The sequence below is a fragment of the Sphingopyxis macrogoltabida genome, assembly GCF_001314325.1.
Classification (GTDB): Bacteria; Pseudomonadota; Alphaproteobacteria; order Sphingomonadales; family Sphingomonadaceae; genus Sphingopyxis; species Sphingopyxis macrogoltabida.
Window position 1 is genome coordinate 2,596,986 of record NZ_CP009429.1, and the last position, 23,010, is coordinate 2,619,995.

Sequence of the window (23,010 nt, forward strand, 5' to 3'; positions counted from 1 at the left end):
TTGCGAGTTGCAAAATAAAGCAGCCGTTCCGGTCCGGGTGGACTTTCTAAAGGTATGGGACAAAGTGACTAAATGACCTTGGCTTTGTTCCATGGAAAATCGGCCCTGCGGCCCTTGTGGCTCGCAACGGCAAGCCTGTGCGCGCTGCTCGCGTCGCCCGCGCTGGCGCAGGAGCCCAGCGAATCGTCGCCCCCCGCGGCCCCCGGAACGCCCGACCTGCAAACCCCCGATGTCGCGCCCGTCGTTACCGATGCGCCCGATTCTGCCGCCGAGGACCAGATCGGCTTTGCCGCCGACAATCTGAATTACGACAGCGACACCGACGTCGTGGTCGCCGAAGGCAATGTCGCGATGAACCGCGACACCATTTCGATGCGCGCCGACAAGGTCACCTGGAACCGCAAGACCGGTCAGGTTTTCGCCGAAGGCAATGTCGCGATCAAGAATCCCGAAGGCGACACCGCCTATGGCGACAAGATCGAGCTGACCGACTCGCTGCGCGATGGGGTGGTCGAGAATATGCTGGTCGTGCTCGACAATGGATCGCGGCTCGCCGCGGTTCGCGGGACGCGCTTCGACAATGGCAATATCGAGCTCGAAAACGCCGCTTACACCCCCTGCCCGGTCGAGGATAATGAGGGCTGCCCGAAGAATCCGAGCTGGCAGGTCCGCGCCGTCAAGGTGTTGTACGACAAGGCCAAGAACAAGGTCCGCTACAAGGGCGCGCGGATCGAGATTTTCGGACTGCCGCTGATCCCGCTGCCGGGGCTCAGCCACCCGCTCAACAACGAACCGAGCAGCGGCATCCTCGTTCCCGAAATCCGCCTCGACCGGTCGAACGGCTTCGAGATTGCGGTGCCCTATTATCTGCGCATCGCCCCCGATCGCGACCTGACGATCACCCCGCACATCTACACCGGTGCGGCACCGATGATCGAGGGAGAGGCCCGCGCGCTGACCGACATCGGATCGTTCCGGATCAACGGCTATGCGACCTACGGGTCGCTCGTCCCGCTGACCGGCGAGGATCCCAACAGCCGCAAGCGCTTTCGCGGTTATCTGGAAAGCGCCGGCAAGTTCCAGTTCGACCCCCGCTGGAGCCTGACCTATTCGGGCCGCATCGCGACCGATCGCACGTTCATGCGCCGTTACGACATCAGCCGCGACGACCGGCTGCGCTCGACGTTCGAGGTCGAACGCATCGGTAACCAGAGCTATCTGTCGATCGCCGGCTGGGCGACCCAGACGCTCCGCCGCAACGATGTGCAGGGGCAACAGCCGATCGCACTGCCGGTGATCGACTATCGCCAGCGGTTCGACGATCCGCTGTTCGGCGGCCAGTTCGAATTGCAGCTCAACACGCTGGCGATTGCGCGGACCGCGGGTCAGGACACGCAGCGCGCCTTTGCCGGCGCGCGCTGGGATTTGCGGCGACTGACGGGCATGGGTCAGGAAGTCACGCTGACCGCGCTGGTTCGCGGCGATGTGTATCACAGCGACGAGAATCTGCTGACCGGTATCCCCGGCTATCGTGGCAAGTCGGGCTGGCAGGCGCGCGGGATCGCAGCGGTCGCCGCCGATATGCGCTGGCCCTTCGTCGGCGAATTCCTCGGCGGCACGCAAACGCTCACCCCGCGCATCCAGTTCGTCGCGACCCCGCCGATCGAGAATATCGACATCCCGAACGAGGATTCGCGTGCCTTCGACCTCGAAGACAGCAATTTGTTCGCGATCAATCGCTTCAACGGCTACGACCGGTTCGAGGACGGCGCGCGCGTTACCTATGGCCTTGAGTGGAACTTCAGCCGCCCGGGTTTCAATATCAACAGCATCGTCGGCCAAAGCTATCGCCTGTCGAACAAGCCCACCCTGTTTCCCGACGGCACCGGGCTGACCGACCGCACCTCGGATATCGTCGGGCGGACGACGGTCGCCTACAAGGATTTCCTGCGCTTCACCCACCGCTACCGGCTCGACAAGGACAGCCTGGCGATCCGCCGGAACGAGCTCGACGCGACGATCGGCAGCCAGTCGACCTACGCCGTGCTCGGCTATTCGCGGCTCAATCGTGACATCCTCCTGCTCGGCGAAGATCTGCAGGATCGGGAAGAGGCCCGTGTCGGCGGCCGCGTCGCGGTGGCGCGGAACTGGTCGATCTTCGGCTCGGCGATCGTCGACCTGACCGACCAAAAGGACGATCCATTGAGCGTCGCCGACGGATTCGATCCGATTCGTCACCGGCTGGGGATCGCGTATGACGACGAATGCCTGTCGATCGCGCTCACCTGGCGGCGTGACTATATCGACACCGGCGACGCGCGGCGCGGCAACAGCTTTTCCTTCCGCATCGCCTTCCGCAACCTTGGTTTCTGATCCCGATCCGCTCAGCCTGCGTTCAGCGTTGCCGGGCTATCACGTCGGCAACAGGTCCGGATGGCGGATTGCGCTGGACCATCGGGCGTGTCCGCTGATACGGAGCATGCCTCATTTCTCGAATAGGGTAGCAATGACCAGATTTTCGACCATGATCGGCCTGATTGCCGCGACGGCCGTGGGTGTGACGCCAGTGGTGGCACAGACCGTTGCCGATCAGGAGGTTCCGACCACCAGCCTGAATATTCCGGGCAACGTCCAGATTTTCGGCGATGCCAAGCCCAATGTCTATCGTCCGTCGGCGACGGTGAACGGCGAGATTATCACCTCGACCGATATCGAACAGCGCATGGCGCTGATCCGCATCGCGAACAACAATCTGGAACTGCCGCCCGAAGAATTGCAGCGGCTGCGTCAGCAGGTTTTCAGCAACCTGATCGACGAAAAGCTCCAGATTCAGGAAGCCAAGGCGGCCGAGATTACGATCGACGAGAATCTGGTCAACGAACAGTTCGCGCGCCTTGCGACGCGTTTCAAGCAGACGCCCGACCAGTTCTCGCAATATCTCGCTTCGAAGGGCTCGTCGGCGGGCGCTGTGAAGCAGCAGATCCGCGGCGAGTTCGCGTGGGACCGCCTGCTGTCGCGTAACATCCAGTCGACGACCAACGTATCGACCGAAGAGGTGGAATCGGTCGTCAAGCGGATGAACGAGGCCAAGGGCCAGGACGAATTCCACCTCGGCGAAATCTACCTGTCGGCAACCCCGGAAAATGCCGCGGCGGTGGCCGAAAACGCTGGCAAGATCATTCAGGCGTTGCAGGCGGGCGGCAGTTTCGCCGCCTATGCGCGCCAGTTTTCCGAGGCCTCGACCGCCGTCGTCGGGGGCGACCTCGGCTGGGTGAAGGCCGGCCAGCTCCCGCAATCGATGTCGGAAGCGGCCGCGCAGATGCAGCCCGGCCAGCTCGTTGGCCCCATCGAGGTGCCCGGCGGCCTCTCGATCATGCTGATGATCGACCGGCGCCAGGTCCTGACCGCCGATCCGCGCGACGCGGTGCTCAGCCTGAAGCAGTTGTCGCTGGAATTCGCGCCCGGCACGACGCAGGCACGCGCAACCGAACTCGCCGGCCAGTTCGCCGAAGCGACGCGCGCCATCGCCGGCTGCGGCGCCGCCGACGATGTGGCGCAGCGGCTGGGCGCCACGGTGGTGTCGCGCGACAATATCGAGATGCGCTCGCTGCCGGGTCCGTTGCAGCAGACGCTGGCGACGTTGCAGATCGGCCAGACGACCCAGCCGTTCGGCTCCCCCACCGAAGGGATCAGCGTCCTCGTCCTCTGCGGCCGCGACATGCCGCAAACCGCGACCGCACCCGATGTCCAGCAGATCGAGAACCGGCTGCTCGAAGAAAAGGTCAACAAGCGGGCGCAGCGTTATCTTCGCGACCTGCGCCGGGACGCCGTGATCGAATATAGCTGATGTCCAAACAATCCGCCCCGCGTCCGATCGCGGTCACCATGGGTGACCCGGCGGGCGTGGGACCCGAAGTTGCGGCGCGTGCATGGGCCGCGCGCCGCGAACACAATCTCCCGCCCTTTGTCGCGATCGGCGATATTGCGGCGATCGAGGCCGTCTGGGATGGCCCGGTCTCGCGTATCGGCGATATGGACGAGGCGGTGCGCGCGTTCGACGCCGCGCTTCCCGTCTGGCATCTCGAAGACAGCGGGCCGCTGGAACCGGGCAAGCCGACGCCCGCGGGCGCGACCTGCGCCCTCCACGCGCTCGAAACCGGGATCGGGCTTACCCGCACCCAAGCCAGTGCCGCGTTGGTGACGGGACCGGTGTCGAAACACGCGCTCCACGGGATCGGCTATACACACCCCGGCCAGACCGAATTTATTGCCGAACGCTGCGGCGTGACGGCGACCAATGCAGTGATGATGCTGGCCGGGCCGACCCTGCGCGTCGTCCCGCTGACCGTCCATATCCCGCTGTCCGAGGTCCCCGAACGTCTGACAAGCGACCTGATCGTCGCCAAGGCGCGGATGGTGGCGCGCGGGCTGCAGCGCGATTTCGGTATTGCGCAGCCGCGCCTCGCGGTCGCGGGCCTCAATCCGCATGCCGGAGAAAGCGGCCAGCTTGGCGGCGAGGAAGTCCGCATCATCGCGCCCGCCGTCGAGCAGCTTGCTGCCGAAGGAATCCTGATCGACGGCCCGCTTGCCGCCGATGCGCTGTTCGCGCCGGGTATCCGCGACCAATATGATGCGCTGCTCTGCTGCTATCACGATCAGGCGCTGGCGCCGTTCAAGGCGCTGCATTTTCACGACGGCGTCAACCTGACGCTGGGGCTGCCGATCATCCGCACCTCGCCCGACCATGGCACCGCGTTCAACATCGCGGGCAAGGGCAAGGCCGATCCGGGGCCGACGATCGCCGCCATTGCGATGGCGGCGCGCATGGCGACAGCACGCGAGCGCAGCTGCGCGCCCGCCAAGTGACGCGCCAGCCGACGCACCCGCTGCCGCCGCTCCGCGAAACGGTCCGCGCGCACGGCCTGTCGGCGAGCAAGGCGCTGGGACAGAATTTCCTCTTCGACGAGCAATTGCTCGACCGCGTCGCCGCACTGCCCGGCGATCTCGACGGGCAGACGGTGTTCGAAGTGGGACCCGGCCCCGGCGGCCTGACGCGGGCGCTGCTCCGTGCCGGAGCGCGCGTAATCGCGGTGGAACGCGACGACCGCTGCCTGCCCCTGCTCGGCGAGCTTTCCGAAGCCTTCGACGGGCAATTGCAGGTCGTCGCCGACGATGCGATGGCGATCGACGCCGACCGCCAAGCCGGCGGGCCGTATCATATCGTCGCAAACCTGCCCTATAATGTCGGCACCGCGCTGTTCACACGCTGGCTCGAGCCGGCAAGCTGGCCACCTTTATGGCTGTCGCTGACCCTGATGTTCCAGCTCGAGGTTGCCGAACGCATCGTCGCGCCGGTCGGAACCAACGCCTACGGACGCCTCAGCGTCCTCGCGCAGTGGCGCTCGACCGCCAGAATCGCGATGAAGGTCCATCGCTCGGCCTTCACTCCGCCGCCCAAGGTCATGTCGGCGATCGTGCATGTCGTGCCTGCCGAGCAGCCCGCAGGCGTCAATCCGAAAATCCTGTCGCAGCTCACCGAAAAGGGCTTCGGCCAGCGCCGCAAGATGCTGCGTCAGAGCCTGAAGGGCATGGCGGGGGCGGTCGAGGCGCTCGACGAACTGGACATCGATCCGACGCGCCGCGCCGAGACGGTCAGCGTGGCCGAATGGGTGGCGCTGGCGCGGACGCTCAGTTGACACGTCGCCCCCGCGAAGGCGGGGGCCGCTATCGATGTCGCGCAAGATTTGCGTACGGCCCCCGCCTTCGCGGGGGCAACGATTTTAATTCTGGCCGGTCGTCGCCGTCGTCACGACGGGCTTCGGCGCCAGCGTTTCGGCCGCGACAACGCGCTTCGATGCGCTCGACTGAATTGTTTTTTCGAGCGCTGCGACCTGCGGGCAGTTCGCCTTGCAGATGCGCTGTGCCGCCGCCAGCTTTTCGCGCGCCAGTTCGAGGGCACCCTTGTCGGCCAGCGCTTCGCCCTCTCCCGTCAATGCGACGATGTCATTGGGTTCGAGAAGCTGCGCCTCGCGGTACAGTCCGATCGCCTTGCCCGGCAGGCCCTGCGCGCGTGCGACCTGCGCCAGCGCGATGATTGCCGAACGGTTGCGCGGGTCGGCGGCGAGCGCCGATTCAAAATAGTCGATCGCGCCGTCGAGGTCGCCGGCGCCCTGCGCCTTCACGCCTTCCTGCTGGAGTGCCACCGAGCGCGGGAGGATGTCGTTGTCGGCGCGCTGCGCGTCGGAGGCGGTGGGCAGGCTGGCAAGGATCAGGCCGGCGCCAAGAGCCAGGAAACCGACACGCATCGCATTCTCCCATTTCTTCATTCGGGGTGATGCTAACATGGCCGTGTCAACCGCGCGAGGAAAAATCCGTCACATCCGTCGTGCGCCGGAGTCAGCAAAAATCCCGCGCCCGCCGCGCGGCCGATACCATCGGGCAAATAGCCGCTGTCGGCCGTCCAGCCGCTGTGCCGGTTCAGAAAATCGTCCACCTGTGCCCGCCCCTCGCGCTCGATGATCGAGCAGACAGCATAGAGGAGTTTGCCGCCCGGCGCCACAAGATCGGCACCGAGGTCGATCAGTTTCCGCTGGTCCGCAAGGTGGCGTTCGAGCCGCGACGGGGTCAGCCGCCAGCGCAATTCGGGGCTGCGCCGCCAGGTGCCGCTGCCGGAACAAGGGGCATCGACGAAGACCCGGTCCGCGCCGCCCTGCCGGTCGGCCAGCATGTCGGCTTCCTTGCCCGGGTCGAGAAGGCGCGTTTCGATACCGGTTGCGCCGGCGCGTTCGGCGCGCGGCGGCAATTGCTGGAGCCGCGCCCGATTGGTGTCGCTGGCGAGGATATCGGCATCATTTCCGGTCAGCGAGGCGATGGCGAGCGTCTTGCCGCCGCCGCCCGCACAGAGATCGACGATAGTCTGCCCGGGGCCGGCGTCGAGCGCGGCCGAGGCATATTGGCTCGCCGCATCCTGCACCTCGAACAGGCCATCCGCATAGGCCGGATGCTGAACGGCGGCGGTCTCGGGTGGCAGGCGCCAGCCGTCGTCGGCGCCGCGGATAGTCGAGCCTTCGGGGAAGAGAGCCGCAATTTCGTCGCGCACCGCCTTGAGCCGGTTGGCGCGAAGGTCGAGCGGCGCGCGGGCCAGCACCGCTTCATGCTCCTGCTCACCCACCAGCGGGTCGAACAGGCCGATCAAGGCCTCGGCGGCAACCCCGCTTTCCGCGCGTGCTTCCCCGGGCGCGATGGGTGCCGGGCCATAGGCGGAACCGTCGAACAATGCCGCGATATCCTGATCGGCGTCGGCAAGGGCAAGCATCGCGGCGCGCCCCGACACCGGCGCCGACCGAACGAGGCGGATCGCATCATAAACATGGGCGCGGATCGCGCGCCGGTCCTTCGATCCGGCATAGCGCCGCGCGCGCATCGCTTCGGCGAAGATCGCATCGGCGGGCGCGCCGCCCTCGCGCGCGGCTGCGGCGATGGCATCGAGAATCTCGATCGCCGCCTGAATACGCGCCGCGGGCGTCATCCGCCGCCCTTAGCCTGCCGGATAGTTCGGCGCTTCGCGCGTGATCGCGACGTCGTGGACATGGCTTTCGCGCAGCCCGGCATTGGTGATGCGCACGAACTTGGCGCGCTCGCGGAAGTCCTTAAGCGTGCGGCTGCCGGTATAGCCCATTGCCGCCTTCACGCCGCCGACCATCTGGTGGATGACGTCCTTTGCGGGCCCCTTGAACGGCACCTGGCCCTCGATGCCTTCGGGGACCAGCTTCATCTGGTCCTTGATATCCTGCTGGAAATAGCGGTCGGCGCTGCCGCGCGCCATCGCGCCGACGCTGCCCATGCCGCGATAGCTCTTATAGGTGCGCCCCTGATAAAGGAAGGTTTCGCCCGGCGCCTCTGCGGTGCCCGCAAGCATCGAGCCGACCATCACGCTCGATGCGCCGGCCGCCAGCGCCTTGGCCACATCGCCCGACGTGCGCAGGCCGCCGTCGGCGATAACCGGGACGCCGAGTTTCGCCGCTGCCTCGACGCTGTCGAGGATTGCGGTGAGCTGCGGCACGCCGACACCCGCGACGATGCGCGTCGTGCAGATCGAGCCGGGGCCGATACCGACCTTCACGCCGTCGGCGCCCGCGTCGATCAGCGCCTTGGTCGCATCGCCGGTGGCGACGTTGCCCGCGAGCACCTGCACACGGTTCGAGAGTTTCTTGATGCGTTCGACGGTAACCCCGACGCCCTTGCTGTGGCCGTGCGCGGTGTCGACGACGATCAGGTCGCATTCGGCATCGAGCAACGCCTCGGCACGCTCGACGCCGGTGTCGCCGGTGTTCGTCGCCGCCGCGACGCGCAGGCGACCGCTGCCATCCTTGGTCGCGTCGGGGAAGTTCACGGCCTTTTCCATGTCCTTGACGGTGATCAGGCCGATGCAGCGATAATCGTCGTCAACGACGAGCAGCTTTTCGATGCGGCGCTGGTGGAGCAGCTTGCGCGCCTCATCCTGCCCGACGCCGGGGCGCACGGTCGCAAGATTGTCGGCGGTCATCAGCTCGCGCACCGGCTGGCCCGGGTTGTCAGCGAAGCGCACGTCACGATTGGTGAGGATGCCGACGAGCTTGCCGCCGGTTTCGACAACGGGAATGCCCGAAATCCGGTGCTGCGCCATCAGCGCGGTCGCATAGGAAAGCGGCGCGTCGGGGGTTATGGTGATCGGGTTGACGATCATCCCGCTTTCGAAGCGTTTGACCTGCCGCACCGCCGCCGCCTGTTCCTCGACCGTGAGGTTGCGGTGGAGGACGCCGATGCCGCCGATCTGCGCCATCAATATGGCCATGTCGGCTTCGGTCACCGTGTCCATCGCCGACGACAGAATCGGGATATTGAGGTTGATCTCGCTGGTCAGTTGGGTCGACAGATTGGCGTCCGACGGCAGGATGTCCGACGCCCCGGGTACCAGCAGTACATCGTCGAAGGTCAGGCCGGTAATGATTTCCATGGGGCGCCACTTTCTGCTCTTGGCGGCGCCCGCTCCCGCTTTCGGGGCGGCGCACGCGATTCGTTCGGTGGCGGCCCATGTAACCAGTCGGGCGCGCGGGCGCCAGTGGGGGGCGCACGATTATTTCGAGGCATTCCGGCGGATCGGCGGCTTGTCCCGCGGGCAGTCCGCTCAGCCCGCTTCCTCGATGGTAAAGCGGCTGTTCGCCAGCGTCAGTTCGTCGCCGCAATGGCTGCACGCCGCGATCATATGCAGGTCGTGCCCGCACGGGCTGTGCGTCAGCAGCACCGGCGGTCCGCGCTCGTCGGAGAACCAGCGATCGCCCCACTGGAGCAGCGCGAGGATCACCGGATAGAGGTCGCGGCCCTTTTCGGTGAGTTTATATTCGACCCGGTCGGCGTGCGCCGAATAGGGCGCGGTGCGCAATATGCCCTGCCTGACCAGCCGTTCGAGCCGCCCGGTCAATATGTTCGTCGCCATCAGCGTATCGCGCTGGATATCGTCGAAGCGGTTGATCCGCGTGAACATCGCGCGGACGACGAGCGTCGCCCAACGGTCGCCGAACAATTCGATCATCGTATCGACCAGCGGGCGACCGCCCGGCCGCCGTGCACCGACTTCTCCGCAGAAGCGACGGCGTTCATAAGCAGGTGTGACCTGCACCAGCCCCGGCCCTTCGCGCCATGCCACCTCGCGCGGGTCGATTTCGGTACGGCAATGCTCGCACGCGGGGACGGGCTCGGTCGCATGGCCGCAACTCGCATGGTGCAGCCGGACCTGAAAATCGCGGCTCGCCGCTTCCCACTTGTGCTGCCAGCGCAGCATCATCAGCGCGTTGGGAAACTGGTCGCGGCCCTTCGGGGTCAGGAAATAGTGAAAACCGCGTGCGCCCTTCTTGGCGACTTTGGCGAGACAGTCCTCCTCGACCAGCTTCTTGAGCCGCCCGTTAACGACCGACCGCGCAAGGCCCGTGCGCGCGACGAACTCGTCGAAGCTGTGGGTGCCGAGAAACGCCTGTTCCATGATCAGCAGGACCGGGACATCGCCGACGACGTCGAGCGCGCGCCAGATCGAACAGGCCCTGATCGTGCGTTCGTGTTTCAAGCCGTCGCCATCCTTCAATCCGTGCCGCCCCTAGACCAAGGGCGATGCAGCGGCAAGGCCGGCACCCGTGGCGGGAGGGCGGCGAACCGCCCTCCCCGCAACCATCAGAAGCGCCCCGTCAGTTGCACTGCGATCGTCCGCGGCCGGTCGACGATGCCGTTATAGGCATTGCCCGCATTCCGCGTGATCGTCGTCGCGAGCGGCATCGAGCTTGCCGTCTGCAGGATCCGCTGGTTCGTCAGGTTGCGACCGATCAGCGCGATTTCCCAGCGGTCCTCGATTTCGGCGAGCGCGAGCCGCGCGCCGAGCTTCACATAACCGTCCTGATGCGTCCGCGGGTCGAGATTCGCCGACGCGATATAGGAGGAGGAGAAGTCGGCATTGACGTTGAGCGCGACCTTCAGCCCGCTCGTCACCGGGGTCGTGTAATCGACATTGAGGTTGCCCGACCATTTGGGGCTCAGTGCATTGCGCTTGCCCGAATAGTCGCAGAAGCCGTTCGGCCCCGGCACCTGCAGATAATAGCATTGCCCGTCGGTGAAGTTGGTGAATTTGAAATCGAGATAAGCGACCGCGCCGCTGACGGTCAGCCCGTCGGCGAGCGCGGCGCGGAAATCGGCCTCGACACCCTGCGTCCGTGCGCCCGCAGCGTTGCGGACGTTGAAGTTCAGCGTGCCGTCGAAGATGTTGACCTGCAGATCCTTGTAGGTCGTGCGGTAGAGCGAGAGGTTGAACGCGACGTTCGGCCCCTTGTACTTCAGCCCCGCCTCGAAATTGTCCGCGCTCTCGTCCTGGAATTCGAACGCCCCCGGCTTCGCGACGGTGGTCGACGTCGGCAGCGAGTTCGACCGGATGTCGAAACCGCCCGCCTTGGTGCCCTTGGCGTAGGAGCCATAAAGCATCAGGTCGTCGGTCGCGTCGAACTGGACATTGACCATCGGATTGAAGCTGTCTTCGCTGAGCTCGCCCGAGATGCTGTGCGCCTCGATGTTCAGCGCCCGGAATACCGCGGCCACGACCGGTGCGGGCGCGGTACTGAGCGGGCCCTGAACGATCGCGAGCGTGCGGCTGCCGCTCTTCTTTTCATGGTTGAAGCGGGCGCCCGCGGTGATGCGAAAGCGGTCGCTGAGCGCCAGTTCGCCCTGCGCGAAGGCCGAGATCAAATCCGACTTCTGGTTGTAATCACGGTCGTTGCGCGTGTCGCCGAGCGCGCTGAACGGCGCGCCCAAGGCAAGGAAGGTCGGGTTGAACAGGGTGAAATCCTGCACGTCGAGCTTGGCATTCTGGTAGTAGAGACCGGCAATATAGTTGAAGGTCTCGCCGCCGGGCGAGGTCAGGCGAAGCTCCTGCGAAAATTGCCGGTAATCCTCGCGCAAATTGGTCCCATCGAGAAAGCTGATGCCCGAGAAATCGACGTCGACGATCTCGCGCGTCTTGTAGTCGAGCAGCGACGACACCGAGGTCAGCGTATGCTCGCCGACTTCGAGGTCCATGTTCAGCGTCGCGCCGAACACCTTGTTGCGGCTTTGATAGCCATTATCCTCGCGGACATAGTCGGGATCGGTGCTGACGAAGAATGGCCCCTGGAAGACAGCGTTATAGTTGCCGACCGCGCCGAACACATCGCGCGGCTGGCCCTTCGCCTCGAAATCGGCATATTCGAGCTTGAGCTCGGCGGCGAACGGCCCGCCGCGATCGAACTCCAGCTTGCCGCGGAAATATTTCTCGTCGACGTTCGGCTCGTTGCGGTCGAGTTTCTGGTTGTAGAAATAGCCGTCCATCGTCCGGTAATAGCCGACCACGCGCGCCTCGACGCCCTCGGTCAGCGGCCCCGAGAGCACGCCGCTGAGCTGGAATTCCTTGTGGTTGAATTCATAAAGGCCGCTAACCATGCCCTCGAACTCGTCGGTCGGGCTGCGGGTGGTGATGTTGACCGCGCCGGCGATGGCGTTCTTGCCGAACAGGGTCGGCTGCGGCCCGCGCAGCACCTCGACGCGCTCCATGTCGATCAGCGGCAGGCGCGACAGCTGGTCGCGGCCGTAATAGACGCCGTCGACGAACATCGCGACCGACTGCTCGAAACCCTTGTTGTCGCCCGACGCGATGCCGCGGATCGCGATGCGGTTGGCGATCGCGGTCTGGGTGATCTTGAGGTTGGGGACCGCCGAGCTGATCTGTTCGAGGTTGGTCTGGCCATAATTTTCGACCTGCTTGCCGCTGATCGCGGAAATCGAGATCGGCACGTCCGACAGGCCCTCGGCGCGCTTCTGCGCAGTGACGATGATTTCCTCGAGCCCGCCCTGCGTGTCGGCAGGCGCCGTTTCCTGCGCAAAGGCGATTCCGGGCGTGGCGAGCGCGGTCGCGGCAAACAGCACAGCAAAGCTGGTTTTCATAATCTATCTCCCTCCCACCATCGTCGGGGGCACCCGCGATGTTTTTCTGGCCTTGCGACTCTTATCGTCTTTAAGTATCGTTATGCAAGTCAGATAATTTGGAGAGGATAAAAGGTGCCGAAAAACGGCCTTCCACCGGCGCTCACGCGCAATTTGCGGCTGCCGGCGATCGCCGCGCCGATGTTTCTTGTGTCGGGTCCCGAGATGGTGATCGCAGCGTCGCGCTCGGGCGTCATCGGCAGCTTCCCTGCCCCCAATGCGCGCACGTCAGCAGACCTCGAGGATTGGGTGAGCCGGATCGACGCGGCGCTGTCGAATGATCCCGACGCCGCGCCTTGGGCGGTCAATCTGGTCGTCCATCCGTCGAACAGCCGCCTGCTCGACGACCTCGCCTGTGTCGTCCGCCACAAGGTGCCGCTGGTGATTACCGCGCTCGGCAGCCCGGCACGGGTGGTCGAAGAAATCCACGCCTATGACGGGCTCGTTTTCGCCGACGTCAATTCGGTGGGCTTTGCGCGCAAGGCCGCTGCGGCCGGGGTCGACGGCCTCGTGCTCGTCGCCGCCGGCGCGGGCGGACATACCGGCGCGACCGCGGGCTTCGCCTTCGTCGAGGAGGTGCGGCAGTTCTGGGATGGGCCGCTCGTACTCGGCGGTGCCATCTCGACTGGCCATGCGGTGCGCGCCGCGGAAATCCTAGGCGCCGACCTCGCCTATCTCGGCACTTCGCTGATCGCCTGCACCGAGAGCATGGCGGTGCAACCTTATAAGGACATGGTCGTTGCGGCGGGGGCCGAGGATATCGTGCCGTCGAAGGGCATTACGGGCGTCACGGCTAACTGGCTGAAATCGAGCCTGATCGCCGCGGGCTATGACCCGGCGAACATGCCCGAGGACAAGCGGCCGAACTTCTCGGACGCGCAGGACGATGCGAAGGCGTGGAAGAATGTCTGGTCCGCGGGCCAAGGCGTCGGCGCCGTGCGCGCGGTCGAACCCGTCGCGACCATCGTCGACCGCCTCGTGAAAGAATATGATGCCGCCGCCGCAAGGCCGCGCTTTGCCGCCGCCGAAGGAGTCCCCGCATGACCGCACAGCTCGTAGACACGATCCGGACCACGATCCAGCCGAACGACCATCCCTATATGAAGGACGCTTGGCGCCCGACGTACAATGAGTGGAACGCGATCTTCGCCAATGGCGATGCCGAGGTGATCGGAACGATCCCGACCGACATCGACGGCGTTTACGTGCGCACCGGCGAGAACCAGATCCACGAACCGATCGGGCGTTATCATCCGTTCGACGGCGACGGCTTCATCCACGCCATCTCGTTCAAGGACGGCCGCGCGAGCTATCGCAGCCGCTTCGTGCGCACCAAGGGCTTCGAGGCCGAGAAGGAGGCGGGACGCTCGCTGTGGGCGGGGCTGATGGAGCCGCCGCACAAATCGACGCGCCATGGCTGGGGGGCGCAGGAGTGGCTGAAGGATTCATCCTCGACCGACGTCGCGATCCACGCGGGCAAGATCATCTCGACCTTCTATCAGTGCGGTGAGGCCTACCGGCTCGACCCATTCACGCTCGAACAGTTCGGCACCGAAAGCTGGGTCCCGCTCGACGGGATTTCGGCGCATTGCAAGGTCGACCTCGCGACCGGAGAATTGATGTTTTTCAATTACTCCAAGCACGCACCTTACATGCATTATGGCGTCGTCGGGGCCGACAATAAGCTTAAGCACTATATCCCCGTGCCGCTCGCCGGGCCGCGCCTTCCGCACGACATGGCGTTCACCGAAAATTACACGATCCTCAACGACATGCCGCTCTACTGGAATGAAGAGCTGCTCGAACGGAAGCTGCACGTCGTCCAGTTCCACCCCGACGAAAAGACGCGCTTCGCGATCATCCCGCGGCACGGCCAGCCCGAGGACATCCGCTGGTTCGAAGCCGAGCCGACCTACACGCTCCACTGGCTCAACGCGTGGGAGGAAGGCGACGAGATCATCCTCGACGGCTATTATCAGGAAGAGCCGATGCCGAAGTCCTATCCCAATGCCCCCGAGGGCTTGGAGCGGATGATGGCCTATCTCGACCAGGGACTGCTCAAGCCGCGCCTTCACCGCTGGCGATTCAACCTGAAGACCGGCAAGACGACCGAGCAAAGGCTCGATGACCGCGATCTCGAATTCGGGATGTTCAACCACCGCTATGCCGGCAAGCCCTATCGCTACGCCTATAGCGCGATCCCCGAGCCCGGCTGGTTCCTGTTCCGCGGGCTCGTCAAGCACGACCTCAATGCGGGGACGAGCGAGGAGTATGAATTCGGCCCCGGCCGCTTCGGCAGCGAAGCGCCGTTCGCGCCGCGCATCGATGCGAAGGACGAGGACGACGGCTATCTCGTCTCCTTCATTGCCGACCTTGAGACCGACACGTCCGAATGCGTTCTGATCGACGCGAAGAACGTCGCGGCGGGACCGGTGTGCCGGATCATCCTGCCCGAACGCATCTGTTCGGGCACGCACACCGTGTGGGCGAGCGGCGACGATATCGGCATGGGCAAAAACAGCGTGCTGGCCGCCTGAGATGATCGTCGCGGGAGAGGATAAAAGGCGGCGACATCGGGAGAGCGGCTGGTGGGGCGACAAGACCTTCGCCGACCTGTTCGCCGCCAACGCCGAGGCGCATCCCCAGCGGCTCGCGCTGGTCGATGCGCCCAACCGCGGCGACTTCGCCTTCGGCGAGCCGCAGCGGCTGAGCTATGCCGAACTCGAAGCCGAGGTCGACCGGATCGCGGGCGCGTTGATCGTCGCGGGGATCGGCAAGGATGACGCGCTGCTCGTCCAGCTTCCGAATATCAGCGAGTTCGTTGCGCTCTATTTTGCGGCGGCGAAGATCGGTGCGATCGTCAGCCCCGCGGCGGTGCAATATCGCAGCCATGAGCTGAAGGGCATGATCAGCGTGGTCGAGCCCAAAGCCTTCGTTTGCGCGACGCAGGTCAAGGGATGCGACCATGTCGGCGTCGCGGCACCATTGCTCGACGGCATCCGGTTAATGACTTTCGGTCCCAACCCACCTGCCGGTGCGCTCGACCTCTCGACCGCCGCGGGCGACGAAGTCGCCCTCGCCGCGCATGTCGCCGCGAACCCGGTCGATGCCGACGATATCTTCACCATCTGCTGGACCTCGGGCACCACCGGCGTACCCAAGGGCGTTCCGCGCAGCCACAACCACTGGATCGCGGTCGCGGGCGCGGGATATGAAGCGATGAAGGTCGGGCCGGGCGATGTCCTGCTCAACCCCTTCCCGCTCATCAACATGGCGAGCATCGGCGGCATCACGATGTGCTGGCTGACCAGCGCCGGCACGATGGTGCTGCACCACCCCTTCGATCCCGGCATCTACCTCAGGCAGATCGCGACCGAGCGGCCGAGCCTGACGATCGCGCCGCCCGCGGTGCTCAACATGCTGCTCCAGAATGAGGCGCTGCTCGCGGCGGGCGACCTGTCCAGCCTGCGCGTCATCGCCTCGGGCTCGGCGCCGCTGGCGCCCGCGATGGTGCGCGGGTTTCAGGAAAAGCTCGGCATCATCATCGTCAATGTCTTCGGGTCGAACGAGGGGATGAGTTTCATCACCGGCGAGGGCGACATGCCCGATCCCGACAAGCGCGCGAGCCTTTTTCCGCGGCGCGGTACCTATCAGCGCCCCTATGGCGAGGGCCGCGCGCCCAATATCGAAAGCCGCCTCGTCCCGCCTGGCGGCGGCGATCCGATCGAGGCCGACGGCGTATCGGGCGAGTTGCAGATCCGCGGGCCGACGCTGTTCGAGGGCTATCACAACGCCCCCGAGCGCACCGCCGAAGCCTTCACCGACGACGGCTGGTTCCGCACCGGCGACCTGTTCGAGATCGCCGAGGGCGGCGATTTCTATCGCTTCGTCGGGCGCTGCAAGGATCTGATCATCCGCGGCGGGGTGAACATCTCACCCGAGGAGATCGACCAGTTGCTCGGCGGGCATCCGTTGCTGGCCGAGGCGTGCACCTTCTCGCTCCCCGATCCGACGATGGGCGAGCGCATCGGTCTCGCCTATGTCCCGCGCGGCGCCGACGATGTCGGGATCGGCGAGGTCACCGACTATCTGCGCGGCCACGATCTCGCGGTCTTCAAACTGCCCGAGCGCCTGTTCCGCTTCGACGCCTTGCCGCGCAACGTCACCAACAAGGTGATGCGCAGCGAAGTCCGCGACATGGCGCTCGCCACTCTCGAAAAGGAAGCCTGACATGGCGAAAGACGTCTTCATCCTCGGCGGCGCGCAGAGCGACTTCGCGCGCAACCTCGAACGCGAGGGCGGCGGCCTGTTCGAACTGTTCCGCGACGTCGCCGAAGCCGCGTTCGTCGCGACGGGCATCGAGCCCAAAGAGGTCGAGACCGCACATGTCGGCAATTTCGTCGGCGAGCTTTTCGCGGGACAGGGTCAGCTCGGCGGCTTTTTCGGCCACGTCCACCCCGACCTCGCGGGTATTCCGGCGTCGCGACACGAGGCTGCGTGCGCGTCGGGTAGCATCGCGATCCTCGCTGCCGCGGCCGAGATCGAGGCCGAACGCTACGGCCTTGCGCTCGTGCTCGGCATCGAACTGATGCGGAACGTCCCCGGCCAGCGCGCCGCCGAATATCTCGGCGCCGCCGCATGGGCAGGACGCGAGGCACAGGAGGCGCGATACCTGTGGCCCTATATGTTCGCGCGCGTCGCCGAGGAATATGAAGAGCGCTTCGGGCTCGACCGCGCGCATCTGCGCGGCATTTCAGCCAATAATTTCGCGAACGCCAAGAAGAACCCGAACTCGCAGACGCGCGGCTGGGCGATCACCGACGAGCATCTCGGCGAGAATGACGAGGTCAACCCGCTGATCGAGGGCAGCCTGCGCAAGTCCGATTGCGGGCAGGTTACCGACGGCGCTGCGGCGATTTTCCTCGCCTCGCACGAGGTTGCCGAGGCTTATGCCAAGCGCCGCGGCATTCCGATCGAGAGCATCCCACGCATCAAGGGCTGGGGCCATGCCACCGCGCCCCTGCTCTATTCGACCAAGGTCGCGGACAGCCGCGGCGGCGACTATGTCTTCCCCAGCGTGCGCAAGGCGATGATGGATGCGCTGCGCCGCGCCGGGATGCCCGACATCTATGCATGCGACGGGGTCGAGGTGCATGATTGCTTCTCGATCACCGAATATATGGCGATCGACCATTTCGGGATTACCAAACCGGGCGAAAGCTGGCGCGCGGTCGAGGACGGCACGATTGCCTTGGGCGGAAAGCTGCCGGTCAATCCGTCGGGAGGGCTGATCGGGCTCGGCCATCCCGTCGGGGCCACCGGCGTCCGCATGCTCCTCGATAGCTGGCGACAGGTCACCGGCAATGCCGGCGACTATCAAGTCGAGGGCGCGAAGAACTTCGCGACCTTCAACGTCGGCGGCAGCGCAACGACCGCGGTCAGCTTCGTCATCGGCACCTGATTTGACCGACGCTTACCTCTACGACGCGGTGCGCACGCCGCGCGGCAAGGCGCGGCCCGATGGCGGGCTCGCAAGCCTGAGCCCGCAGGAATTGGTGCGTCAGCAAGCGGCGGCGCTAAAGGCACGCTGCGGTGTGTTTGAACCCGAGGCGCTGATCCTCGGCTGCGTCACGCAGAGCGGCGCGCAGGGCGGGCATATCGCGATGCTGGCGAAGCTCCATGCCGGGCTGCCCGACGCCTGCGCGGCGCACAGCATCAACAATTATTGCGCCTCGGGGCTGTCGGCGATCGGTCAGGCGGTGGCGAAGGTGGCGAGCGGTGAAGCCGCCGCCATTATCGCGGGCGGCGTCGAGTCAATGAGCCAGAGCCCGTTCCTCGGCGATCAGGCGAGCTTCTATGCGAACGCCGAACTGCCGCCGCGGGCGCGTTTCGTGCCGCCAGTGCTTGCCGCTGACCGGCTGGCGTCGGCCGAGGGGATCACGCGCGCCGAACTCGATGCAGTCACGCTCGCTTCGCAGCAGAAGGCGGCGGCGACCGAACGCGATCCGTTGCTCCAGCATTCGCGCATCGCGACCGTCGGGCTCACCGGCGAGGAATGTATCCGGCCGCAAACCACGGCGGAATCGCTTGCCGCCGCACCGCCGGTCTTTGGTGCACTGCAGGAAGAATATGCGGGCGCGCTCGAAGGCGCACGCTTCGAACCCCGCCACGGCATCGCGCACGCGCCGCCGATCTGCGACGGTGCGGGTCTCGCGCTCGTCGGCGGCGCAGGGCTCGGCATCGTGCCGCGCGCCCGCGTCGTCGCTTTTGCCGAAAGCGGCGGCGACCCCGCCGCCTCGCTGACCGCGGGTTTCGCCGCGATGGACAAGGTGCTGGCGCGCAGCGGCATGACGCTCGCCGATATGGATCGCATCGAATTCATGGAGGCCTTCGCGGTCACCATCGCCAAATTCCTGCGCGACCGCGACGCCGATCCGGCGCGCGTCAACGTCAGCGGCGGCCATCTCGCCAAGGGCCATCCGATGGGTGCGAGCGGCGCGATCCTGACCTCGACCCTGCTCGACGCGCTCGATGCGTGCGCGGGTCGATACGGCCTTGCTGTGCTGACCGGCGCGATGGGGGTGGGCGCCGCGATGATCGTCGAACGGCTGGATACTACCGGCGGCTGACACCCGCCCCTTGCAAAATGGCGCGATCATTCCTATGAATGATCGGCATATATTTTGTTCGGATGAATGACATGGCAACCCAACTCGCCAAACAGGCCGACCAGGGCCGCACCCTCTCCGAAGCGGTCGTGCGCGTCGCCGCCTGCTGGCGGCTGACCAACGAACAACTCGGTGCGATCCTCGGCCTTTCTCCCGCGACAGCATCGCGGCTGCGGTCGGGCAGCGTCCGGCTCGACCGGTCGGGCAAGGAATTCGAGCTCGGCCAGTATCTGGTTCGCCTGTTCCGCAGCCTCGACGCGCTGATGGGCAGCGACGATGCCGCGTCGATTTCGTGGCTCAAGACCGCGAACCTCGACCTCGGCGGCCGGCCGATCGACCTTGTCCGCTCGATCCGCGGTCTCAGCGATGTGGCCGACTATGTCGACGACTATCGCGCGCAGGTCTGACATCGTCCCGACGGCGGCGGATTTCCGGCCCTATCGCGCCAAGCTCTGGCGGCTGGTCGAGGCGCAGCACCGCATCTCGACCAACCGCCTCGCCGTGAGCGGCGACGATCAGGCGGTGCTTGAACAGCTTGTCGAGGAGGTCAAACCGCTGCTGCCGCCAACCGCGCGCGGCCTCCATTACCTGCTCGCGACGCCCTTTCGCTACGGCCACAAGAAAGCGTCGCGCTTCCGCAAGGCCGGCGAACGGCCCGGCATCTTCTACGCCGCCGAACAGGCCGCGACTGCAGTAGCCGAAACCGCCTATTGGCGGCTGCTGTTCTTTTCGCGCTCGCCCGGATTCCAGCCCCCGCGCACGACGGTCGAGCATTCGGCGATTTCGGTTCCCGTCGCGCTCGACCGCGGGCTCGATCTGACCGCAGCGCCCTTTACCGCCGATGCGCTGCTGTGGATGCACCCCGACGATTATAGCGCGTGTCAGGCGTTCGCCGCCGACGCGCGCGGCATCGATGCGCAGGCGATCCGCTACGCTTCGGTGCGCGACCCCGGCCACCGCGCCAATGTCGCTTTGCTCGACCCCGCCGCCTTTGCCGCGCGCACGCCGAAGATCGAGCAGACGTGGCATTTCCGGCTGGAGAACGGCACGATGACCGCGCTCGCAGCGCTGCCGTCGAACGCACGCCACAGCTTCACTTTCGAGCAATTCGGGCTGGCACCGCCAGCCTAGGCGATCGCCAGCGACGACAGAAAGACCCGGATCGGGTCGGCAAGGGGTGCAGCGCCTTCGGGACCCATCGACACGATAGTGCTGTCGGCAATGCCGATGCATTTGCCATCGATGAACAGGCCTTGCGCGATCACGAGCGAACGCTCGCCGATGCGCAATATCCCCGTCCCGACGTCGATCGTCCCCGGATAGCGCGCCTGCCCGAGGAAGCTGGTGTTCACATTCGCGATCACCAGCGCCGTGCGATCCTCCTTCGTCACCAGTTCGCGCGCCTCGGCGAGCAGTTCGAAACGCGCCTCTTCGTAAAATTGCCCGGTCGCGACATTGTTGAGGTGGCGGAACATGTCGACATCGGAAAAGCGGATCGGTACCGCCTTGTGGCGCGGATAGGTGGCCGGATCGAGCCTATATACATCGGGTTTCATGGCGCCATCCTTTCACGCCAGGCGGCAATCGCTGCCGCCGTCGCGACGGGTGCTTCGCGCTGGGGAATATGGCCGCAGCCGGGGATCAGGTGCAACACCGCCTCGGGCAGGGCCGCCGCCATCTCGCGCGACCGGTCGGGCGCGACGATGCCGTCGTCCTCACCCGCCAGCACCAAGGCGGGGACCGCCAGCGTTGCCAGCAATCCGCAGCGATCGGCGCGCGTCATCGCCGCCGCTTGCTGCCCCGCGAAGCGCTCGCCGCCGCAGCGCAGCAGCATCGCGTGGGTATCGGCGAGCAGGCCGGCGTCAGCACGGCTCGTCCGCGACAGCATCGCGCGGGCGAGGCGATTGGCCAGCGCGGGAAAATCGGCGCGTGCCTGCTCGATCGCCGTGCGGCGCCCCGCCTTCGCCTCGTCCCCATCGGCGGTACAGGCGCTGCTCAGCATGGCGAAGCCCGCAAGGCGCTCCGGCATCCGCGCTGCGATTTCAAGCGCGACATAACCGCCCATCGAATGGCCGCAGAGCGCAAAACGGTCGGGCAGCTCGGCCGCAATCGCATCGGCCATCGCGTCGATCGTCGGTTCGACGGGCACGAAGATACGATCGACGGGCATGTCCTGCCAGCTCGCCTCGTCGGTCGCGATGCCGCAGATCGCGATCACCGGAACGTCCATCGTCTCTCCTCTCCGGCCGCGACGCCGTTATTCTTCCGTGATTCCCGCAAGGTCGCGCGCAAGACCCTTCTTCCGCTCAACCTCCATGCCGCGCAATATCTGGATGCGCTGCGCTTGCGGCGACCCCGCTCCGTGCAGGGATTCCGTCAGGTAACCGACAGCGTTGCGGCCAAGCGTCATATTCTCGATCAGCCGCAATATCCGCTGGCGAAACTCGACCGGGACATTGTGTTTGCCCTTCATATATTTCTCGAGGATCGGGCCGATCTGCTCATTCTTGAAATCGGCATCCGACGGCATCGTCACCATGATCCCGCCCGCCAAATCCTGCGCCAGCCGCGAAATCTCGTAGGGGAAGCGCGTCACATTATGCTTGCAGACATTGGCGAGCATCGCGTCGTTCATGAAGATGCCCGACGGCAGTTGCTTCGCCTCGTGGCTCGACGCGATCGCCGACGAATAGATCGTCTCGTTGAGGTGCGTCATCTCGACCAGCTTGTCCTTGATATGGCTCGCCGCCTCGGCGCCGTTATAGTCGGCGACTTGCGCCGCGGCACCGACCATCACGTCGCCCAGCCCCGTTTTGCAGACGTAGGACGCACGGTGATAGGCGGTGAAGCGCGCGACCATATCCTGGGCAAATTCATATTCGCCGTCCATCAGCACATGTTCATGCGGGATGAAGACATTGTCGAAAACGACAAGCACCTCCTGCCCGCCGAAGCGCGCATTGCCCTGATCGATGTCGCCCTTTTCCATCGCACGCGTGTCGCACGACTGGCGGCCATAAATATAGGTGATGCCCGCCGCATCGCCGGGGACGAGCCCGACGATCGCGAAGTCGCGATCGGCCTCGCCCATGTTCATCGTCGGCATGACGCAGATCCAGTGCGAGTTGAGCCCGCCGGTCATATGCGCCTTCGCGCCGGTGACATAGACGCCCGCGTCGGTCCGCCGGGTCACATGCATGAACATGTCGGGGTCGGCCTGTTCATGCGGGCGTTTCGAGCGGTCGCCCTTCGGATCGGTCATCCCGGCGCCGAGGATGATATTGTTGCGCTGGGCCTCCGCCATGAAATCGAGGTAGCGCTGGTGGTAGCCGGTGCCGTGCTTTGCATCGATATCGAAAGTGATCGAGTGGAGCACGCTGATCGTGTCGAGCCCCGCGCAGCGCTGGAAGCAGGTGCCGGTGAGCTGGCCCATGCGGCGCTGCATCCGGTTCTTCATCACCAGATCCTGCGGCGATCCGACGATGTGGAGGAAGCGGTTGACCGGCGCGTCGATCAACTCGCTGTGTGCGGTCGCGAGGTCGGGATCGTCGACCGCGAGGTCATAGGTCATCTTCAGCGCATTGATCGACGGACGGATGATCGGATGATCGACGGGCTCCTCGACGCGCTCGCCGAACAGCCAGACCTCGACATCGCGGCCCCGCAGCGATGCGACATAGTCGTCGCCAGTGCGGATCGGTTTGAAACGGGCCCAGCGGGCGGCGGCGCTCTCCTCGCGCGGACGAGTGGCTTGGTCGGTCATTATGCAGTCTCCTGATCTGTTTGCGGCAAGGCTAATCGCCAGCGACGG

At 65.5% G+C, this 23,010-nt stretch carries 19 protein-coding genes; 11 read left to right on the top strand and 8 right to left on the bottom strand.

From position 1 onward, the window contains the following. The first annotated feature begins 72 nt into the window (after nt 1-72). The 4 genes from LH19_RS12875 (at nt 73) to rsmA (ending at nt 5,696) form a co-directional block, all read left to right on the top strand. Nucleotides 73-2,373, top strand: a complete 2,301-nt coding sequence (locus LH19_RS12875; protein WP_054728543.1) for an LPS-assembly protein LptD — start codon at nt 73-75, stop codon at nt 2,371-2,373. A 133-nt stretch (nt 2,374-2,506) separates the two neighbouring features. Further along, nucleotides 2,507-3,847, top strand: coding sequence for a peptidylprolyl isomerase (locus LH19_RS12880; RefSeq protein WP_082395662.1), 1,341 nt, complete (start codon nt 2,507-2,509; stop codon nt 3,845-3,847). Beyond that, entirely contained in the window at nt 3,847-4,866 is a 1,020-nt protein-coding gene (gene pdxA / locus LH19_RS12885; RefSeq protein ID WP_054728550.1) for a 4-hydroxythreonine-4-phosphate dehydrogenase PdxA, read from the top strand. Before LH19_RS12880 ends, pdxA begins: the two co-directional genes overlap by 1 nt. Continuing rightward, nucleotides 4,863-5,696 carry a 16S rRNA (adenine(1518)-N(6)/adenine(1519)-N(6))-dimethyltransferase RsmA gene (gene rsmA, locus LH19_RS12890; protein WP_234715924.1) on the top strand — a complete coding sequence of 278 codons (834 nt, stop codon included), beginning with the start codon at nt 4,863-4,865 and terminating at the stop codon, nt 5,694-5,696. Before pdxA ends, rsmA begins: the two co-directional genes overlap by 4 nt. A gap of 84 nt (nt 5,697-5,780) precedes the next feature. Here rsmA and LH19_RS12895 read toward each other — a convergent pair whose 3' ends face one another. The 5 genes from LH19_RS12895 to LH19_RS12915 all read right to left on the bottom strand — a co-directional run bounded on the left by LH19_RS12895 (nt 5,781) and on the right by LH19_RS12915 (nt 12,492). After that, nucleotides 5,781-6,305 (bottom strand): tetratricopeptide repeat protein, encoded by a 525-nt coding sequence (locus tag LH19_RS12895; RefSeq protein ID WP_054733499.1) that lies wholly within the window; start codon nt 6,303-6,305, stop codon nt 5,781-5,783. A 32-nt stretch (nt 6,306-6,337) separates the two neighbouring features. Next, nucleotides 6,338-7,528, bottom strand: a complete 1,191-nt coding sequence (locus LH19_RS12900) for an RsmB/NOP family class I SAM-dependent RNA methyltransferase (RefSeq protein WP_054728552.1) — start codon at nt 7,526-7,528, stop codon at nt 6,338-6,340. Between the two features lie 9 nt (nt 7,529-7,537). After that, entirely contained in the window at nt 7,538-8,995 is a 1,458-nt protein-coding gene (guaB, locus tag LH19_RS12905) for an IMP dehydrogenase (RefSeq protein WP_054728555.1), read from the bottom strand. Between the two features lie 171 nt (nt 8,996-9,166). Next, nucleotides 9,167-10,099, bottom strand: a complete 933-nt coding sequence (locus LH19_RS12910; RefSeq protein ID WP_054733502.1) for a winged helix-turn-helix transcriptional regulator — start codon at nt 10,097-10,099, stop codon at nt 9,167-9,169. Between the two features lie 104 nt (nt 10,100-10,203). Then, nucleotides 10,204-12,492: a TonB-dependent receptor gene (locus tag LH19_RS12915; RefSeq protein ID WP_234715925.1), complete on the bottom strand. Its 2,289-nt coding sequence runs from the start codon at nt 12,490-12,492 to the stop codon at nt 10,204-10,206. A 114-nt stretch (nt 12,493-12,606) separates the two neighbouring features. On the opposite strand from LH19_RS12915, the gene LH19_RS12920 reads away from it, so the two are divergent. The 7 genes from LH19_RS12920 to LH19_RS12950 all read left to right on the top strand — a co-directional run bounded on the left by LH19_RS12920 (nt 12,607) and on the right by LH19_RS12950 (nt 20,330). Then, nucleotides 12,607-13,575, top strand: a complete 969-nt coding sequence (locus LH19_RS12920) for an NAD(P)H-dependent flavin oxidoreductase (protein ID WP_054728558.1) — start codon at nt 12,607-12,609, stop codon at nt 13,573-13,575. Further along, nucleotides 13,572-15,068, top strand: a complete 1,497-nt coding sequence (locus LH19_RS12925) for a carotenoid oxygenase family protein (RefSeq protein ID WP_054728560.1) — start codon at nt 13,572-13,574, stop codon at nt 15,066-15,068. Before LH19_RS12920 ends, LH19_RS12925 begins: the two co-directional genes overlap by 4 nt. A gap of 1 nt (nt 15,069) precedes the next feature. Beyond that, on the top strand, nt 15,070-16,761 hold the full coding sequence (locus tag LH19_RS12930; protein WP_054728561.1) for a class I adenylate-forming enzyme family protein: 1,692 nt from the start codon (nt 15,070-15,072) through the stop codon (nt 16,759-16,761). A gap of 1 nt (nt 16,762) precedes the next feature. Beyond that, on the top strand, nt 16,763-17,992 hold the full coding sequence (locus LH19_RS12935; RefSeq protein ID WP_054728564.1) for an acetyl-CoA acetyltransferase: 1,230 nt from the start codon (nt 16,763-16,765) through the stop codon (nt 17,990-17,992). A gap of 1 nt (nt 17,993) precedes the next feature. Beyond that, nucleotides 17,994-19,160: a thiolase family protein gene (locus tag LH19_RS12940; protein WP_054728566.1), complete on the top strand. Its 1,167-nt coding sequence runs from the start codon at nt 17,994-17,996 to the stop codon at nt 19,158-19,160. 71 nt (nt 19,161-19,231) lie between these two features. Further along, nucleotides 19,232-19,606 (top strand): MbcA/ParS/Xre antitoxin family protein, encoded by a 375-nt coding sequence (locus tag LH19_RS12945; RefSeq protein ID WP_054733507.1) that lies wholly within the window; start codon nt 19,232-19,234, stop codon nt 19,604-19,606. Next, nucleotides 19,578-20,330, top strand: coding sequence for an RES family NAD+ phosphorylase (locus LH19_RS12950; RefSeq protein WP_054728569.1), 753 nt, complete (start codon nt 19,578-19,580; stop codon nt 20,328-20,330). The genes LH19_RS12945 and LH19_RS12950 overlap by 29 nt, the downstream gene beginning before the upstream one ends. On the opposite strand, the gene LH19_RS12955 is transcribed toward LH19_RS12950, so the two are convergent. The 3 genes from LH19_RS12955 to LH19_RS12965 are packed head-to-tail and all read right to left on the bottom strand — an operon-like array spanning nt 20,327 to nt 22,962. After that, nucleotides 20,327-20,755, bottom strand: coding sequence for an acyl-CoA thioesterase (locus LH19_RS12955; RefSeq protein WP_054728572.1), 429 nt, complete (start codon nt 20,753-20,755; stop codon nt 20,327-20,329). The two genes, LH19_RS12950 and LH19_RS12955, sit on opposite strands and share 4 nt — an antisense overlap. Then, entirely contained in the window at nt 20,752-21,429 is a 678-nt protein-coding gene (locus LH19_RS12960) for an alpha/beta fold hydrolase (RefSeq protein WP_054728574.1), read from the bottom strand. The genes LH19_RS12955 and LH19_RS12960 overlap by 4 nt, the downstream gene beginning before the upstream one ends. Before the next feature lie 27 nt (nt 21,430-21,456). Beyond that, entirely contained in the window at nt 21,457-22,962 is a 1,506-nt protein-coding gene (locus tag LH19_RS12965; RefSeq protein ID WP_054728578.1) for a 4-hydroxyphenylacetate 3-hydroxylase family protein, read from the bottom strand. Nucleotides 22,963-23,010: the final 48 nt, after the last annotated feature.

Coding starts and splice junctions, on each gene's coding strand:
- LH19_RS12875 (WP_054728543.1), top strand. CDS start 73: ATGACCTTGGCTTTGTTCCATGGAAAATCGGCCCTGCGGCCCTTGTGG.
- pdxA (WP_054728550.1), top strand. CDS start 3,847: ATGTCCAAACAATCCGCCCCGCGTCCGATCGCGGTCACCATGGGTGAC.
- LH19_RS12925 (WP_054728560.1), top strand. CDS start 13,572: ATGACCGCACAGCTCGTAGACACGATCCGGACCACGATCCAGCCGAAC.
- LH19_RS12945 (WP_054733507.1), top strand. CDS start 19,232: ATGGCAACCCAACTCGCCAAACAGGCCGACCAGGGCCGCACCCTCTCC.
- guaB (WP_054728555.1), bottom strand. CDS start 8,995: ATGGAAATCATTACCGGCCTGACCTTCGACGATGTACTGCTGGTACCC.
- LH19_RS12935 (WP_054728564.1), top strand. CDS start 16,763: ATGGCGAAAGACGTCTTCATCCTCGGCGGCGCGCAGAGCGACTTCGCG.
- LH19_RS12900 (WP_054728552.1), bottom strand. CDS start 7,528: ATGACGCCCGCGGCGCGTATTCAGGCGGCGATCGAGATTCTCGATGCC.
- LH19_RS12950 (WP_054728569.1), top strand. CDS start 19,578: ATGTCGACGACTATCGCGCGCAGGTCTGACATCGTCCCGACGGCGGCG.
- LH19_RS12930 (WP_054728561.1), top strand. CDS start 15,070: ATGATCGTCGCGGGAGAGGATAAAAGGCGGCGACATCGGGAGAGCGGC.
- LH19_RS12960 (WP_054728574.1), bottom strand. CDS start 21,429: ATGGACGTTCCGGTGATCGCGATCTGCGGCATCGCGACCGACGAGGCG.
- LH19_RS12915 (WP_234715925.1), bottom strand. CDS start 12,492: ATGAAAACCAGCTTTGCTGTGCTGTTTGCCGCGACCGCGCTCGCCACG.
- LH19_RS12895 (WP_054733499.1), bottom strand. CDS start 6,305: ATGCGTGTCGGTTTCCTGGCTCTTGGCGCCGGCCTGATCCTTGCCAGC.
- LH19_RS12880 (WP_082395662.1), top strand. CDS start 2,507: ATGACCAGATTTTCGACCATGATCGGCCTGATTGCCGCGACGGCCGTG.
- LH19_RS12965 (WP_054728578.1), bottom strand. CDS start 22,962: ATGACCGACCAAGCCACTCGTCCGCGCGAGGAGAGCGCCGCCGCCCGC.
- LH19_RS12955 (WP_054728572.1), bottom strand. CDS start 20,755: ATGAAACCCGATGTATATAGGCTCGATCCGGCCACCTATCCGCGCCAC.